General features: G+C 55.4%; 11 protein-coding genes. 3 read left to right on the top strand and 8 right to left on the bottom strand.

The genetic code is table 11. The features are described 5' to 3' along the window. Positions 1-46 precede the first annotated feature (46 nt). Positions 47-301, top strand: a complete 255-nt coding sequence (locus tag Q8O96_RS10965; RefSeq protein ID WP_305948787.1) for a helix-turn-helix domain-containing protein — start codon at positions 47-49, stop codon at positions 299-301. Between the two features lie 22 nt (positions 302-323). Here the strand turns inward: Q8O96_RS10965 and Q8O96_RS10960 are convergent, their stop codons facing one another. Beyond that, a complete protein-coding gene (locus Q8O96_RS10960; protein ID WP_305948786.1) occupies positions 324-1,886 on the bottom strand; it encodes a TIGR04141 family sporadically distributed protein in 1,563 nt (520 codons plus the stop codon). 244 nt (positions 1,887-2,130) lie between these two features. Between Q8O96_RS10960 and Q8O96_RS10955 the strand changes: the two genes are divergently transcribed. Beyond that, positions 2,131-2,718: a recombinase family protein gene (locus Q8O96_RS10955; RefSeq protein ID WP_305948785.1), complete on the top strand. Its 588-nt coding sequence runs from the start codon at positions 2,131-2,133 to the stop codon at positions 2,716-2,718. A 200-nt stretch (positions 2,719-2,918) separates the two neighbouring features. Here the strand turns inward: Q8O96_RS10955 and Q8O96_RS10950 are convergent, their stop codons facing one another. Then, on the bottom strand, positions 2,919-5,051 hold the full coding sequence (locus Q8O96_RS10950) for a hypothetical protein (protein ID WP_305948784.1): 2,133 nt from the start codon (positions 5,049-5,051) through the stop codon (positions 2,919-2,921). A 388-nt stretch (positions 5,052-5,439) separates the two neighbouring features. Continuing rightward, complete coding sequence (locus tag Q8O96_RS10945; protein ID WP_305948783.1) at positions 5,440-6,894, bottom strand: tyrosine-type recombinase/integrase; 1,455 nt, start codon at positions 6,892-6,894, stop codon at positions 5,440-5,442. Positions 6,895-7,200: 306 nt separating this feature from the next. Here Q8O96_RS10945 and Q8O96_RS10940 point away from each other — a divergent pair, with 306 nt between their 5' ends. After that, positions 7,201-7,392, top strand: coding sequence for a hypothetical protein (locus Q8O96_RS10940; RefSeq protein ID WP_207167218.1), 192 nt, complete (start codon positions 7,201-7,203; stop codon positions 7,390-7,392). A 117-nt stretch (positions 7,393-7,509) separates the two neighbouring features. On the opposite strand, the gene Q8O96_RS10935 is transcribed toward Q8O96_RS10940, so the two are convergent. The 5 genes from Q8O96_RS10935 to Q8O96_RS10915 all read right to left on the bottom strand — a co-directional run bounded on the left by Q8O96_RS10935 (position 7,510) and on the right by Q8O96_RS10915 (position 14,434). Further along, positions 7,510-8,298 carry an IclR family transcriptional regulator gene (locus Q8O96_RS10935; RefSeq protein ID WP_102861610.1) on the bottom strand — a complete coding sequence of 263 codons (789 nt, stop codon included), beginning with the start codon at positions 8,296-8,298 and terminating at the stop codon, positions 7,510-7,512. 463 nt (positions 8,299-8,761) lie between these two features. Next, on the bottom strand, positions 8,762-9,904 hold the full coding sequence (locus tag Q8O96_RS10930) for an acyl-CoA dehydrogenase family protein (protein ID WP_305948782.1): 1,143 nt from the start codon (positions 9,902-9,904) through the stop codon (positions 8,762-8,764). 10 nt (positions 9,905-9,914) lie between these two features. Then, positions 9,915-11,102, bottom strand: coding sequence for an acyl-CoA dehydrogenase family protein (locus Q8O96_RS10925; protein WP_115581798.1), 1,188 nt, complete (start codon positions 11,100-11,102; stop codon positions 9,915-9,917). Positions 11,103-11,112: 10 nt separating this feature from the next. Next, positions 11,113-12,297, bottom strand: coding sequence for an acetyl-CoA C-acyltransferase (locus Q8O96_RS10920; protein ID WP_305948781.1), 1,185 nt, complete (start codon positions 12,295-12,297; stop codon positions 11,113-11,115). Between the two features lie 16 nt (positions 12,298-12,313). Continuing rightward, positions 12,314-14,434: a 3-hydroxyacyl-CoA dehydrogenase NAD-binding domain-containing protein gene (locus Q8O96_RS10915; RefSeq protein ID WP_305948780.1), complete on the bottom strand. Its 2,121-nt coding sequence runs from the start codon at positions 14,432-14,434 to the stop codon at positions 12,314-12,316. Positions 14,435-14,670: the final 236 nt, after the last annotated feature.

Here is a 14,670-nt window from a genome sequence, read left to right as displayed (position 1 = left end):
TGAAAAGCGGATATAGCTTATGGGCTGTCTTTTATGGATAGCTACCATGCCCAAAGCGATATATCGGCCCGAACACGACGTATTTTTGGCCATTTTGAAGGCTCGCAGAATCGATTCAGGGATAACCCAAGCTGACTGTTCTCACGCATTAGGTCGCCCCCAATCGTTCATGAGTGATGTCGAGAGGGGTATTAGACGGCTGGATATAATTCAGATTCGTGACTTGTGTAAAGTACTGGGCTGCGGGCTAGTTGATGTGATTCAAGAGTTTGAAGAAGAACTAAATAAGACTGGATTTTAGCTTTACTGAAATTTCGATAAAATCAAATGTGGATTTTTGCTAATTCCACATGATACCCCATCGCTACTAACCGCTGCGAATATTGTCGAAAATTGACTTTTGAAAAAAATGGCATGTGCAAGGCTCCTTGGCTACCCTGCATAATGGCAAATATAATGTGATTATGCCTAGGTAGGGCACTTGGATTGAATTCAAATACATGTGCGCCTTGAGCGGCAAGATGAATATTAACTTGTTCGATTATTTCTGGGGCGTGTATAAGCGATTCTGCTGACACATACGCTTGGGAAAAAAGGTGGCTTAATACACTGGATGAAGAATATTTCTTGACGTGTACGATATGATTGTCTGGTGTAAGAAGATCACAAAATTCGATGACGCTAGAAGCGCCATTGACGCGTACATTGTGCTGATCTAATAGGTGAAATGCTATACCATCTGAAATTCTACGTAGGTAGTCTCCCTCGTGCGCACCATTGTATCTTGGGAAGATAATGTTTGATCGTGGAAAATCGTCAAAATAACGATTAACTTGGTTTGCGTAGTCAATATTAATGCAGTACCAGTCACCCTCACTTAAAAGATAATTTTCACCTTCCAGTTCTACTTCTCCACTAAGGCACTCGTATAAAGTCCATGTGTCAATCTTGTTGTAGTCGGTGCCATACAGGTAGATTTTTGTGGATTTCGAATTTTCCACGGAAAGGTTTCCAGCTAGTGCTTTTTCGATTAGACAGCGTTGCAAATCTAACTCAAATCCTAGGACTGGCCCGTTTCCGTTTCGCCCACGCTGCGATGTGTATGAAAATCCTGAAAAGCTTTCATATTCTATAACTCTCGGTGCCGCTATCCATACTTCGTGATAATTACCTTGGTTAACTAAGTTAATTAATAATTCATCCAGTTCTGACGAAAGCGCACTATCCCGTACCGGCACGATATGGTCCATCCAGGGGTATTTTTCTTTTCCCCTTTCATCTTCGTATGCTGTTATCAACCGTTGTGCAATTGCCGGGAGTTGTGGAAGTTGTACGTCTGTGTGCAAGGAAAGCGAGTCCGATCCACTTACAACTTCGTGTTCGTCACCTTCAATTGACTCAACAATACCGGTAAGGGATTTGAGAATTTCCGAATCGAACTTGAATTCAAATTCTGAAATTGAAAGGTTTTTTGAAGACTGCGAACGAGATCGTAGAGGGATTTTGTCGATATTTGATTTGTCAATCGACTTAATAAGCTGCGGATCTGTCATGCTCAATGCTGTTCTTAACCCAAAATATCTTTCGATTGAAGTCTTGTCGATTAAGTGACGGGCGTGACCAAAGGTAAAGCAGAAGACTCGGTCGTTCACGGCAAAAACTAGCACACCCTGTAATGATCTTCCTCGCATTTGTGTGGTGTTTATTTCTTCAATACCGCTGAACAAGTCAACCCATTTTGGTTTTGATGGGTTGGTTTGGTAGTAAAACAGACAGTTTATATCGTCAATTTGAAACTGCTGTGGCTGAATGGCGTACTCGTCGGATAACGCATCGTATATAGTCCGGCCGGACTTCAGAAGAAATACATTAATCGTAAGCTTCATTGGTCAGTCCCTGACTGAATGCAGTCCAGCAGATGGTGCAGTGGAGTGTAGCCAATTTCATACGTGTGGTTGGATTCAGTCCCGAATCAAGGAACCCCAGGTTCTGATACGTAATGGGATCATCAAACGACCGTTTGATGGCACCAAAAATCTTTGCTTATAAGCGGATCAACAAAATAGCCTTGTACAGATTGCGATACCTATATACATTGATGCTACGTTTAATGATACGTGAGCATCTTCCATGTCCCGCACATTTCTATACTGCCGTGTTTCAACATCCAATCAGTTCACTGCAAACCAGGTACAAGAAGTGAAAACAGCAGGATTCGATGTACAGGCAGGCCGTGTAGTAGAAGAAGTTATATCGGGCAGCATCGCTGCCAGTGAACGTCAAGGGTTTCAAAAGCTTCTGGATCGCATGGAAGCAGGTGACGTACTGATCGTGACCAAACTGGACCGTTTAGGCCGAAACGCAATGGACGTGCGACAGACCGTTGAACATCTAGTTGGAATTGGCATTCGCGTACATTGTCTAGCATTAGGAGGCGTGGACCTGACCAGTCCGGCAGGCAAGATGACAATGCAGGTTTTGAGTGCCGTAGCCGAGTTTGAACGTGACCTATTAATAGAACGTACACAGCAAGGATTGATGCGTGCCAAAGCTGAAGGAAAGCGGCTTGGTCGTCCCGTCGCGGTCAAGACCACAAACAACGTACAACGCCTTAAACAGCAAGGGTTAATTCAGACACAAGTTGCCACCGAGCTAGGCATTGGCATTGCCACGGTGAAGCGTCATTGGAACATCGTAACTACCCCGGTGGGGGACTAGAAAAACGTACTACCCTATTTTGGGGTAAAGGGTAGTCGCAGACGAAATCGAAATATTCAAAAAATAAATTCGCTTTAAGTCATCGGTACACACATTCGTGCTGTGGTCTGCGTAGCTGCATTTTGCATTCCGTAGAGAGCACTGGACGAGGCTGGAGAACAGCCACAGCACAAGCGTGTTGTGGGACGATACACCCTTGGTTATTGTGGGATTGGTATCACCTGGCCAGACCGGACATCGGCCCATTTTACTATCCGAAACATCTCCACCCCGTGGGAAGCATCCATCAAGTACACTTCTTTCTCTGTGTCGGTAATTGGCATCATGTAAGTCGTGTATATATTGTCATCATAAGAAGCTGTGCCGATCGAACCATTTGCGTGGATATACAACGCAGGATAACGCTTACCTTGCTTGTACATTCCATCTATCCCCCGCTTAAGATTGTCCCAATCCACGGCTATCGGTGGAAGCTGATCGTAAGTATGTGTTACGGCAGGGATTACTAAGTCAGCTAGCACAAGCACATCTGGGGTCAACTTGCAAAGATCAGCTAGTGATAGCTTATAAAGGTCTAGTGAGTCAATGTGTGAGGATATGTCGTCTAAATTCAAGATTTTTTCAATATTGGATAGATGTTTACGCTTATGCGATTCATTGTAGGCAGGTTCTTTGTCTGCCTTTTTTAGGACTGCGGCAAGATAGCCCGAAAAATTCGTGATTAGCTCTTGGTCCTTCAGGGCATTGACAAATATCGATGTCTCCAAGTCCTCTGCGAGCATGGCAGGACCGAGTTCGAGTCCAAGATGGAAAGTAGTAAGGTGGAAAGGAATACCATCAAGTATTTCGGACTCTATCCACTCATTCAGTTCAGTAGGATCGAAAGAATTTTTAGTATACGCAGAAAGTGTAAGTTGCGATTTGGGAGGATTTATATCATTGGCTGTTCTTGCTAAAATAAAAAGTTCATCAATGTAGCATGTCAGGCTGGAAAAGTTCCAAAACATCAATGCATCCCAAAATTTCATTGGTTCCGCTGATTCTGATGCGATTTTTGTTAAGAAGAAGTGACGTCCAATAGAAAGTCCGAGGCGAAATGTATCGGATGGGCGGATAAAGCCTTCTGAACAGAATTGGGGCTCGAACAAGTTACGAATCAACCAAAGTCCAATAAAAGGTTCGCGCCAGTCAGAAAGTCCAGCAGGGAATAGGGTAGGGCGTGCATTTTGTACGGCGGGATTGGATATATAACTCCTAGCGTAATCTCCGGGAAGTCCCCAGAACTCGGTTAAAATGGGGAGCCCGGATTCTTGTAGAAGTTTTCGAGTTGTATTCCAGTCGACGAATCTGCCAAGTTCAAAATTTTTAAAAGCTTCGAGTCTTGGCTCAATAACTTTAGTTGAAAGTTCTAGCAGCGAAGATAGTCCCGACTCAGTACCGTGACGCTTCGTGAATTTCGCTATTTTGGCTGTTAAGTGCCCGTTTTCAATATCTGCTTTTCCTTTTCGTAGCATTGTATCAAAGAATGCTAGCGGGCTAGTTGAGCAAAGGATAATTTCATGCAGATCATCGCAGTAACCGCCTAAGTTCTTTGACAGCAGTGCGAACCCGTGCAATCCCATTCGCTCTGCCTCTCTTGCAAGGAAGCTCATCGCTAGATACAACCGGTTGGTTATTTCATCGGCATCCATCGAGGGTGGAGCTTCAAAGGAAATAGTAAACGACGAAACACTATCGGAAGGGAAATTGGGGGTGCCGGTGATGCTCCAAGAACTAGGCGAATGGATTTTGAATTTGTAGTCGCCTGGTGTTGTGTCGACCTGGAGGCAGAGAAGGTTTTTGTTTGACCATGTAATCGCGCTGGTTGCTGCATGCTCAAGCAGTACTGACCACTCTGTAGATATCAATACGAAGGTAGTGTCGTAATTGGATAGAAATGGTAGCAGGTTTTTTACTTCATGTTCATATGCTAGCAGTTCGGTTAAGGCTTGGCGCCCCGTCTGATTTGATTTTTTAAACTCGAAAATTACTAATTGTTGTGTTTCGCTGTTAATACAAACTATGTCAGGTCGTAGGGTCTCGTTTTTTGTTAATGATATGTTGTTATCGGAGGTAAGGACTTCTAATATATTAAGTGAGCTGAGGGTTGCGCTTGCAGATTCTGCAAAGCGCTTTCTAACGTACTCATCAATGGAGAAAGCAGGTAGCAGGTTTGGGTCCACCACAATGATGTCCTCAATGCGCTTGATATCGGCCTCGTCTATTCGTTCGAGTAGTCCACCTTCACGTATGATTTTTTCGATTTCTTGATGAATAATTGCTTCGGTTGGCATTTCTAAACTCCTTTTTGAAATGTTGGCTGGTTGAAAAGTTTTTGATATTGTCCGTCAGGCGTTGTGAGTCGGACCTTGCAACTATTGTCCAATAACCAAGTAAACGTCGAGGTTGGTGCTCAAGAGCCGGGACCGATTAAATCAAAAAAACATGACAAGCGATACGCCGATATGTTGGCTTTATTGACTATATTTGAATTTCGAATGTTGGGGTTGAATGGCTCGTTTTTTGAAATCATGATGAATGAAGGTTTTCCACTTGAATCGAGCGCTGATACTCAGTGGGGAGGGTGGTTTTGATACCCCCCCCCTATATTCTGCCTAAAGGGTTTTGGGTTCCGGTATGGGTTTAGCTACGGGGTTACACACTGTAAATATCAGGGGTGAGCTAGTTCAGCTGGGGTAGCTTTGAGATAGCGTCGTATTTTTGCAAGACTGTTGCCCCTTGGCTGTACACGTCAAAAGTAATCAACCCCGTCTCATGGCCGACCAGTTCTGCAATTAAAGTACCCTGTACGTTAGCTCTGACAAGTTGGGTTATGGCCGTTTTTCGGATCGAGTGGAATACACGATCAGGTCCGAACCCGAGAGAGGTCTTGAGCCTGCCGAACGCCTTCACCATGGGGTCAGACCGAATGCCGTATTTGCTACGACTGTTGGTAACGACAAGGTAGTCGTCCTTTGAGTCGTCCATCAGTCGCTTCACAACACCTGTGATGGCCGGATGTATAGGTACGATCCTGATCCCCGCCTTTGTCTTGCTATCGGTGATGTCGAAGCTATGGACGCCGTCGACCACAATGACGTTTTCTTTCTTCAATTGACACAGTTCCTCGATGCGAGCTCCTGTGTATGTTCCAAGTAGAATCAGGTCCGCAAGGGCGTGCAGTTCCTCTGAAACAGCTGCTGCATGTAGCTTTGATAGGTCATCCAGGGTGAAGTCTTTGCGTTGTGCATCCGCTCGATCTTTGCCTCTCACTTTAGGCAGATCGTGTTCTTCAAACGGGTTGGCCCTGTCCTTATAGTCAACCCGCCAACGAGCATCGTGCTTCATTGCCCATTTCCAGAAGACATTCCCTGCCAGCAGGTATTGCGTCAGGGTCTTGCTTGCCAAATTGATTGAATCCAGCCACGACGAAATCGCATCGAAGTCCAGCGGTTTACCTGTTTGCGTGAGGTACGCTGAAAGCTTTTCCAGTTTGGACTGCTGCTGATCAATTGTTTTGGCGGCGATGTTTCTGTTCTCTCGAAAGGTTCGGAATGCTACGAGCCTTGCTTTGGTAATGGGGGATTTGGGTGTGTATGACTTCGGGTTATTGATCAGTCCTGCCAGCTCTTTGTGTTCGTCCAAGGACGGTCGATGCATCGAGGCGAATTCGTTTTGAATCGTCTTTTTGAACGCTCGATGCAATCCTTCTTGAATGCGTAATTCGCCATCAACTCCATTGTCCCATTCGTGGTCGATAATTCTTTCGAGTAGTGCGACAAACCCTGGGTTTTCTGTCTTGAACGCTTCGACTTCCGATTCGCTGACGGCCAGGGGGGCTGTAGGTTCTCCGATGATATTGAGCTTTCGGTTTCGCTTTAGGGACTCCAGTTCAAGCAGCCCTGAAAGTAGGTTTTCCTGCCAGCCTTCAGGCAGAGGTTTGCCTTCGCGTGCAATTTTGATTTGGGCTTTCCAGGCCGCGAGAATGGGGAGTCTGCGATCCAATGCTTCTTGGTATACGCCTGTCATGAGTGTTTGAGAAAGCACACGGCGTCCGCCGAATGCTTTTTGTACGTCTGCGGGGATGGCTAGCCTGACGTGGTAGGTGCCCCCTTGAAGCTCTAAGTTGTTTGCCATTTGATGTTCCTGTGATCGATTGTACGTATTTATTGTACGTAAAATGGCCGTGTAAGTACCGATAATCAATGGCTTATGGGGTTTTGATCGCTATATGGAGGGTCCCTATCTCTCCGCCATTATTGAACAAGACTAAGCCCCCGTAATCATTGAAGATTACGGGGGCTTTTTCGTTTCTGTGGCAGTTGTCAGGGCATTTTTAGGGCAAAAGATGCGGCATGCAGGGGCGCTCTAGTCCGCATGGTCCAGCTGGCGCGCCAGCCACTCGGCAGGAACCTAACTCCACAGCATCAGGCTCGCGAACGTATGGAGGCATTGGTTGGCACCGCGGCGCCAGTCGCCTTCGATAACCCAACATTCGCCAGCGGCGAACTCACCGGCAACCGGGATGCTCGGCTGGGTGGCCTGGCGGGCCTGGGCTTGGGTGACATTCGTCAATCTGCAGCCTTCGGCAATAGCCAGGTGATTGCCGGTCACGATAAGTGGGGTGACGAGTAACGGATGGGACGGCTCCGCTGATAACGGGGCCGGTCTCGGGTGCTTCATGGTCATTCATGGAGTACCCGATGTACCCCGGCTCGTTGCAGAAGCCGAAAATCTGCCCTGGCGTGTGCTTCAGACGCCGAGGCTTTCCAGGTCCCGGGCCAGCATCACCAACTGGTGGGCCAGGGAGCTTTCGAGTTTTTCGCTGGACAGCTGAAAGCTCGGGGCGCCGCAGGTCAGGGCCATGATGCTGCCGTCGGCCAGGCGCAGCGGCACGCCGGCGCCATTGACGTTGCGGTCCCATTCTCCCAGTGACAGGCAGAAGCCAAAGGCTTCGTATTCACGGAAGGAGTCCTCCAGGGACTTTTCCAGGGCCGGCCATTCATCTCCGACTTTTTTCGCCACTTCCCGCAGCAGATGGTCACGCTCGATTTTCGGCGTGGCCGCCAGGTAGGCCCGCCCCGCGGCGCTGGTGGCCAGGGGCAGGCGCAGTCCGGGTTCCATGCGCAGACTGGCGACCTCCGGCGGGCGGCTGCTGTCCACGTGAATCATCGACAGGCGATCGCGGCAGGTCAGGCTGACTGTGGTGTTGGTGCGCCGGGAGAACTCGTCCATGAAGGGTTTGCCCAACTGGCGAACTCGCAGGCTGGCGGAGTAGGCGTAACCCAGGGCCAGTACCGCCGAATCCAGCTGGTACTTCTCCAGGTCCTGGTTGTACTTGAGGTAGCCCAACTGCGTCAGGGTGTAGGTCAGGCGCGACACCGTGGGTTTGGGCAGGCCGGTGATGCGGGCGATGTCCTGGTTGCCGCGTACCGCGTGACCGTGGGTAAAGGCCCGCAGGACTTCCAGGCCACGGGCCAGGGCTTCGACGAACTTGCGGTCTTTGGGCGCTGGTTCCGGGGCGTCGTTCGGGTCGTGCATGGGGTCTTCCGGTAGGGGCTGGTGCCGGGCGCAATGCCAGTTGACCACACAGCGGGTTCTTGGAAACAAGAGAAAAATGTTATCCCGGAACCGCTTGAATTGAAATCGACGATTGCCTCTCGGAACGCTGTTGCACCAGGCAGGCACCTGTCTCGTCAGGCGATCACGGTCTGGTCGATCTGCCGTCTGCGCCGTACCGCCTCAGTGGCTGTCGTGACGCAGGTGGCCACGCTTGAATACGCCCTTGGCGCTGACCAGTCGTCAATCCTCGGCATCCAGCAGGTCGTCACTGGCGATAAAGAGCTTCGTGCCACCACCCCGGGTGCAGCTCACGGTGCGGACCTCGGTCCCCGGTGGCGTGCTCGCCATGTCGTTGGTGTTCAACGATAGAGTCAGGGCTCGTCGCCATCGCTCGGGGGGGCGGCGTGTTTGGCCTGGGCCTGTGGTTGTCTGCCCGAGAGACTCATGGAGTCGGTGCTTGGCCGAGGGCGATGTAGCGCTGCAGGTGATGATCCTCGTCCCCCAACTGGTGGTCGATCATCACCAGCCGCTTGGCGTAATGGGCCAGTGGCAGTTCCCAGGTCATGCCGATACCGCCATGCAACTGGATGCATTCCTCCGCCACCAGGGCGCCGATGCGACCGATGCTGACCTTCGCCGCCGACAGGCTGCGTTCGCGGGTCAGGCGGTCGGCGTCGAGGGCGGCAGTGGCGTTGATCACCGCCGAACGCGCCTGCTCGATCTCCAGCAACAACACTGCCATGCGATGTTGCAGCGCCTGGAAGCTACCGATAGGACGGCCAAATTGTTGCCGGGTGCGCAGGTAGTCCAGGGTCGCCAGCTTGGCCACTTCCATGGCGCCAAGGGCTTCCGCGCAGAGCGCCAACAGGCCGCGGCCGATGGCCCGTTCGAGGATCGCGTGGCCCTGATGCAAGGGGCCCAGCAAGGCCTGTGCCGGCACTTTTGCCTGGTGCAGGCGCACTTGCGCGACGGGGCCGCTATCGAGGGTCGGGCAGGCCTGGATCTCCAGGCCCGGGGTGTCCGCCGGTACCAAGAACAGCGAGATGCCCTGGCTATCGTCCTGGGCTCCGGCCGTGCGTGCCGCGACCACCAGCAACTCGGCCTGGCGGCCGTTGAGGACCATGCTCTTGATACCGTCCAGACGCCAGCCGGCAGGGTCCGCCTCGGCGCGGCAGGCGACCCGGTGGGTTGCATAGTGGTTGCCGGGTTCTTCATGGGCCAGGGCGGCGATCAGGCTGCCGTCGATGATTGGCCCCAGGTGCATTTTCTGTTCTTCGTTACCGGCGCTGGCGATGGCCTCGCCGGCCAGTACCGCACTGCCCAGCAGAGGTTCCACCAGCAGTCCGCGGCCTATTGCCTCGAAGACCAGGGCCAGGTCGAAGCCGCCGCCACCGAAGCCGCCGTCGGCCTCACTGAACAGGGCACCGATGACTCCCAGGTCCGCCAGCTTGCGCCAGATATCGGGGTTGAAACCCAGCTCGGACTGCAGGCTCTGCTGGCGCTTTTCCAGGTTGTATTGCTGGGTGATGAAACGATTCAAGCTGTCGGCGAGCATGCGCCGTTCTGCGCTGTGTTCGAAGTTCATGTGCACGCCCTCAGAGCCCGAGAATCATTTTCGAGATGATGTTTTTCTGGATTTCATTGGAGCCGCCAAAAATCGACAGCTTGCGATTGTTGAAGTACTGCGCCGTGGCGTTGGCCGCGAACCCGGGGCCCGCGTCCAGCGCTTCGGGGTTGGCGTCATCCAGCATGAGCCGGGCTTCGGGGCCCATGGCCCGGCGCAGCAGTGCGGTCAGTTCCTGACGGATTTGCGTGCCGCAGATCTTCAGCATCGAACTTTCCGCACCGGGAGCCCCACCCCCGGCCACGGCGGCGATCACCCGCAGGTTGGTGGTCTGCATATTGGCCAGGTCGATCTCGACCCGGGCCAGGCGGGCGGCGAACTGCGGGTCATGCAGCAGTGGCTGGCCGTTGCGGGTGCGCTGCGCGGCCAACTGCTTGACCCGTTGCAGCGCCGCCATGGACAAGCCGACCCCAGCGATATTGGTGCGCTCGTAGGTCAAGAGGTATTTGGCGCAGGTCCAGCCCTTGTGTTCCTCGCCTACCCGATTGGCCACCGGCACCCGCACGTCGGTGAAGAAGACTTCGTTGATTTCGTGATCGCCCTCCAGGGTGATGATCGGGCGTACCTCGACCCCGGGGCTGGCCATGTCGATCAGCAGGAAGCTGATGCCTTCCTGGGGCTTGGCTTCACGGTCGGTGCGTACCAGGCAGAAAATCATGTTGGCGTGCTGACCCAGGGTGGTCCAGGTCTTCTGGCCGTTGACCACATAGTGATCGCCGTCGCGTACGGCGCTGGTTTTCACTGCGGCCAGGTCCGAGCCGGCACCGGGTTCCGAATAGCCCTGGCACCACCAGTGGCGGCCGTCGAGAATCCGTGGCAGCCAATAGTCCTGCTGCTGTGGGGTGCCGTACTTGATCAGCACTGGCCCCAGCATATTGACGCCAAAGGGCACGATGCGCGGCGCATTGGCCAGCCCGCACTCCAGTTCGAAGATGAACTTTTCCACGGGGCTCCAGCCCGGTCCGCCAAAGGCTTGGGGCCAGTGGTTGGCCAGCCAGCCCCGGGCATTGAGCAGCGCATGCCATTGCTCCATGTCGGCCTTGGACAGGCGCTCGCCTGCGGCCACCTTGTCACTCAGGCCAGTGGGCAGGTGTTCGGCGAGAAAGCGTCGCACCTGGTCGCGGAAGGCTTCTTCCTCTGGAGTGAAACTCAGGTCCATGGCGAGGTCCTCAATAGATTTCGAACAGCGCAGCGGCGCCCATGCCGCCGGCGATGCACATGCTGACCACGGCGTACTTCACGCCCCGCCGGCGACCCTCAAGCAGCACATGGCCGGCCAGGCGCGCGCCGGTCATGCCGAACGGGTGACCCAGGGCGATGGCTCCGCCGTTGACGTTCAGGCATTCGTCGGCAATGCCCAGCCGCTGCTGACAGTAGAGCGCCTGGGAGGCGAAGGCTTCGTTGAGTTCCCAGAGGCCGATGTCCTCGACCTTGAGGCCATGCCGGGCCAACAGCTTGGGCACCGCGAACACCGGGCCGATGCCCATTTCGTCGGGCTCGCAGCCAGCCACCGCCATGCCGCGAAACACCCCCAACGGGGTCAGGTTGGCGCGGGACGCTTCCCGGGCCTCCATCAATACGCAGGCCGAGGCGCCGTCGGACAGTTGCGAGGCGTTGCCGGCGCTGATGAAACGCTCAGGGCCTTGCACCGGCTGCAGTTTGGCCAGGGCCTCGTAAGTGGTGCCACGACGGTTGCAGGTGTCGGCCTCCACCGTGACCTGCAACTGGCTGACCACACCGCTCTGTTTATCGGTCAGCGCCATGGTGGTGGTGCAGGGGATGATTTCCTCGCGGTAGCGGCCGGCCAGTTGTGCCGCTTCGGCCTTGCGCTGGCTCTCCACCGAGAAGCGGTCCTGGGCCTCGCGACTGATGCCATAGCGCGCGGCGACGATGTCGGCGGTTTCGATCATCGGCAGGAACAGTTCCGGCTTGTGCTGCAGGAGCCAGGGGTCGAGGTCCGGGTCGTCGCTGGCGCCGCGGCCACGGATCTGGGAAATGCTCTCCACACCGCCGGCGATGATCGCTGGGACACCGTCCACCACGATGCGTCCGGCCGCCATGGCAATGGCCTGAAGCCCGGAGGCGCAAAAGCGGTTGACCGTGGTGCCGGCGATGCTGATGGGCAAGCCGGCACGGACCACTGCCAGGCGCGCGACGTTGCGCCCGGTGGTGCCTTCGCCGTAGCCGCAGCCGAGGATGGCATCTTCGATCAGCTCTGGATCGATGGCGGCCCGCTCGACCGCGGCGCGTACTGCGAAGGCGGCGAGGGTGGGGCCGGGGGTGATGTTGAATTCACCTCGATGGGCCTTGGTCAGGGGCGTGCGGGCAGTGGAGACAATGACGGCTTCGCGCATGGGACGTGCTCCTTGGTCAGTGGCTGTGATTGAGGCTGTCAAAGTTCTCGCCGCGCTCTACCAGCTGCACCAGCAAGGGTGAGGCTGTCCAGAACAGCGGATCTTCTTCGGCAAACTCGCGGATATCCGCCAGGACCTGGGGCAGGCCGTACTGGTCGGCGTACTTGAGCGGGCCCCCGCGATAGCGCGGAAAGCCGTAGCCGTGGATAAGGGTGATGTCCACGTCCATGGGGCGCAGGGCGATGCCTTCATGCACCACGTTGGCGCCCTCGTTGATCATGGCCGCCATGTAGCGCCGCAGGATTTCCGTGTTGCTGAAGGCCCGGGGCGTGATGCCGACCCGGGCCCGCTCGGCGTCGATGATCGCCAGGACTTCCGGGTCCTGGCTGGCGCTGCGCGGGCCCTGGGCATAGAGGTAGTAGCCGCGCCCGGTTTTCTGCCCGAACCAGCCGCGCTCGCAGAGGCGGTCGGCGATCTGTACATAGCGGGCCCGGGGATCACGGCTGGCGGCCTTGCGCTGGCGGGTCGCCCAGCCGATGTCACCACCGGCCAGGTCCGCCACCTGGAAGGGGCCCATGGGGAAGCCGAAATCGCGCAGGACCTGGTCGATCTGATAGGGCGAGGCGCCGTCTTCCATCATGTAGTCAGCGGCCTGGCGATAGACCGCGAGGATGCGATTGCCGATAAATCCATCACAGACGCCGGCGCGTACCGGCACCTTGCGCAACTGTTTCGCCAGCTCGAAGGCCGTGGCGACGACCTCCGTCGCGACCTTGGCTGGCACCACGATCTCCAGCAACTTCATGATGTTGGCCGGGGAGAAGAAGTGCAGGCCGATCACGTCGGCAGGTCGCGAGACGCTCTGGGCGATGGCGTTGATGTCCAGGTAGGAGGTGTTGCTGGCGAGTACGGCGCCGGCCTTGCACACGCGATCCAGTTCGGCGAATACCGCAAGCTTGGCCGCCATGTCCTCGAACACGGCTTCGATCACCAGATCGGCCTGGGCCAGATCCCGGTAGTCGGTGCTGGCGCGGAAACGGGCCAGGGTCGCGGCTTTGTCGGCCTGGGTCAGGCGACCTTTGCCGATCAGGGTGTCGTAGACCTTCTCGACATTGCTGCGGCCGCGATTCAGGGCGTCCTGGTCGCGTTCGATCATGGTCACCTCCAGCCCCGCGTCGAGGACCGTCACGGCGATGCCGGCGCCCATGGTGCCACCGCCCACCACCCCCACACGGGCAATGGCCCGGGGGGCTGCCGCGCGGGTCTCGGGGGCCTTGAGCACTTCCCGTTCCGCAAAAAAAGCATGCACCAGCCCGGCACGCTGCGGGCTGTCGAGGCACTCCAGAAACAGTCGGCGTTCTTCGCGCAGGCCGTCTTCGAAGGATTGATCGAGGGCCGCTTCCACGGCCTGGATGATGTGCAGCGGCGACAGCAGGCCTCGGGATTTCTGCGTGGCCTGCTGGCGGGCGGCATCTATCGCTTGGCGCTGGGCGGCTGGCTCGCTCAGGGCCTGAGCATCCCGGGTGCGTCGGACAGTGGCGCCCTGTGCCAGCAACTGGCGCATGTAGGCCAGGCCTTCGGCCAGGGCGTCATCGCTGTCCCCCAGACGGTCCACCAAACCCAGATCCAGGGCCTCCTTGGCGCTCAGATGGCGCCCGCTGAGCATCAGTTCCAGAGCCGCTTTGGCACCGATCAGGCGTGGCAGCCGCTGGGTGCCGCCGGCCCCGGGAAGCAAGCCCAGCAACACCTCTGGCAGGCCGAGCCGGGCGCTGCCGGTGGCCAGGCGGTAATGGGCGGCGAGGGCGACTTCCAGGCCTCCTCCCAGGGCCACTCCCTGGATTGCTGCCAGCACCGGTTTGCTGCTGTCCTCGATCCGCTTGGTCACCTCCGGCAGCGCCGGCGCCTGGGGCGTCTTGCCGAATTCGCGAATGTCGGCGCCGCCACAGAAGTGTCGTCCTGCACCGACCAGCAGTATGGCTTCGACCGCCGGGTTGTCGTTGGCGCTGTCGATGGCCGCCAGCAGTCCGCGGCGGATCTCCACCCCCAGGGCGTTGACCGGCGGGTTGTTGAGGGTCAGCACCAGGATGTTTCCGTGTAATGCGCTTTCGACGATGGGCAGGGCTGTTTCGCAACTCATTGCAGCAATCTCCGGGGTGAAGGGCAGCGAGAGGTCGGTGGGCGCGGTATGGCGTTGAGGGTGACCAGCAGAACATCCCAGTCACGGATAGCTTTATTCCGCTATTTGAATCACTTGGCGAAAATAATCCTGTCATCAATGAATAGTGTGGTCAATACGGAATATTGTTCCGCAGTGCGGAATTTATGAAATATTTTAGTGATGAATTTGCCCTTCATGACGGGCTGTGGATCAAA

The organism is Pseudomonas sp. LPH60, assembly GCF_030718165.1.
Classification (GTDB): Bacteria; Pseudomonadota; Gammaproteobacteria; order Pseudomonadales; family Pseudomonadaceae; genus Aquipseudomonas; species Aquipseudomonas danubii.
The sequence above is the reverse complement of the archived record's forward strand: the minus strand, read 5'-3'. Positions and strand labels throughout refer to the sequence as shown.

Coding starts and splice junctions, on each gene's coding strand:
- Q8O96_RS10925 (WP_115581798.1), bottom strand. CDS start 11,102: ATGGACCTGAGTTTCACTCCAGAGGAAGAAGCCTTCCGCGACCAGGTG.
- Q8O96_RS10935 (WP_102861610.1), bottom strand. CDS start 8,298: ATGCACGACCCGAACGACGCCCCGGAACCAGCGCCCAAAGACCGCAAG.
- Q8O96_RS10950 (WP_305948784.1), bottom strand. CDS start 5,051: ATGCCAACCGAAGCAATTATTCATCAAGAAATCGAAAAAATCATACGT.
- Q8O96_RS10965 (WP_305948787.1), top strand. CDS start 47: ATGCCCAAAGCGATATATCGGCCCGAACACGACGTATTTTTGGCCATT.
- Q8O96_RS10915 (WP_305948780.1), bottom strand. CDS start 14,434: ATGAGTTGCGAAACAGCCCTGCCCATCGTCGAAAGCGCATTACACGGA.
- Q8O96_RS10955 (WP_305948785.1), top strand. CDS start 2,131: ATGTCCCGCACATTTCTATACTGCCGTGTTTCAACATCCAATCAGTTC.
- Q8O96_RS10930 (WP_305948782.1), bottom strand. CDS start 9,904: ATGAACTTCGAACACAGCGCAGAACGGCGCATGCTCGCCGACAGCTTG.
- Q8O96_RS10920 (WP_305948781.1), bottom strand. CDS start 12,297: ATGCGCGAAGCCGTCATTGTCTCCACTGCCCGCACGCCCCTGACCAAG.
- Q8O96_RS10940 (WP_207167218.1), top strand. CDS start 7,201: ATGGAGGCATTGGTTGGCACCGCGGCGCCAGTCGCCTTCGATAACCCA.
- Q8O96_RS10945 (WP_305948783.1), bottom strand. CDS start 6,894: ATGGCAAACAACTTAGAGCTTCAAGGGGGCACCTACCACGTCAGGCTA.
- Q8O96_RS10960 (WP_305948786.1), bottom strand. CDS start 1,886: ATGAAGCTTACGATTAATGTATTTCTTCTGAAGTCCGGCCGGACTATA.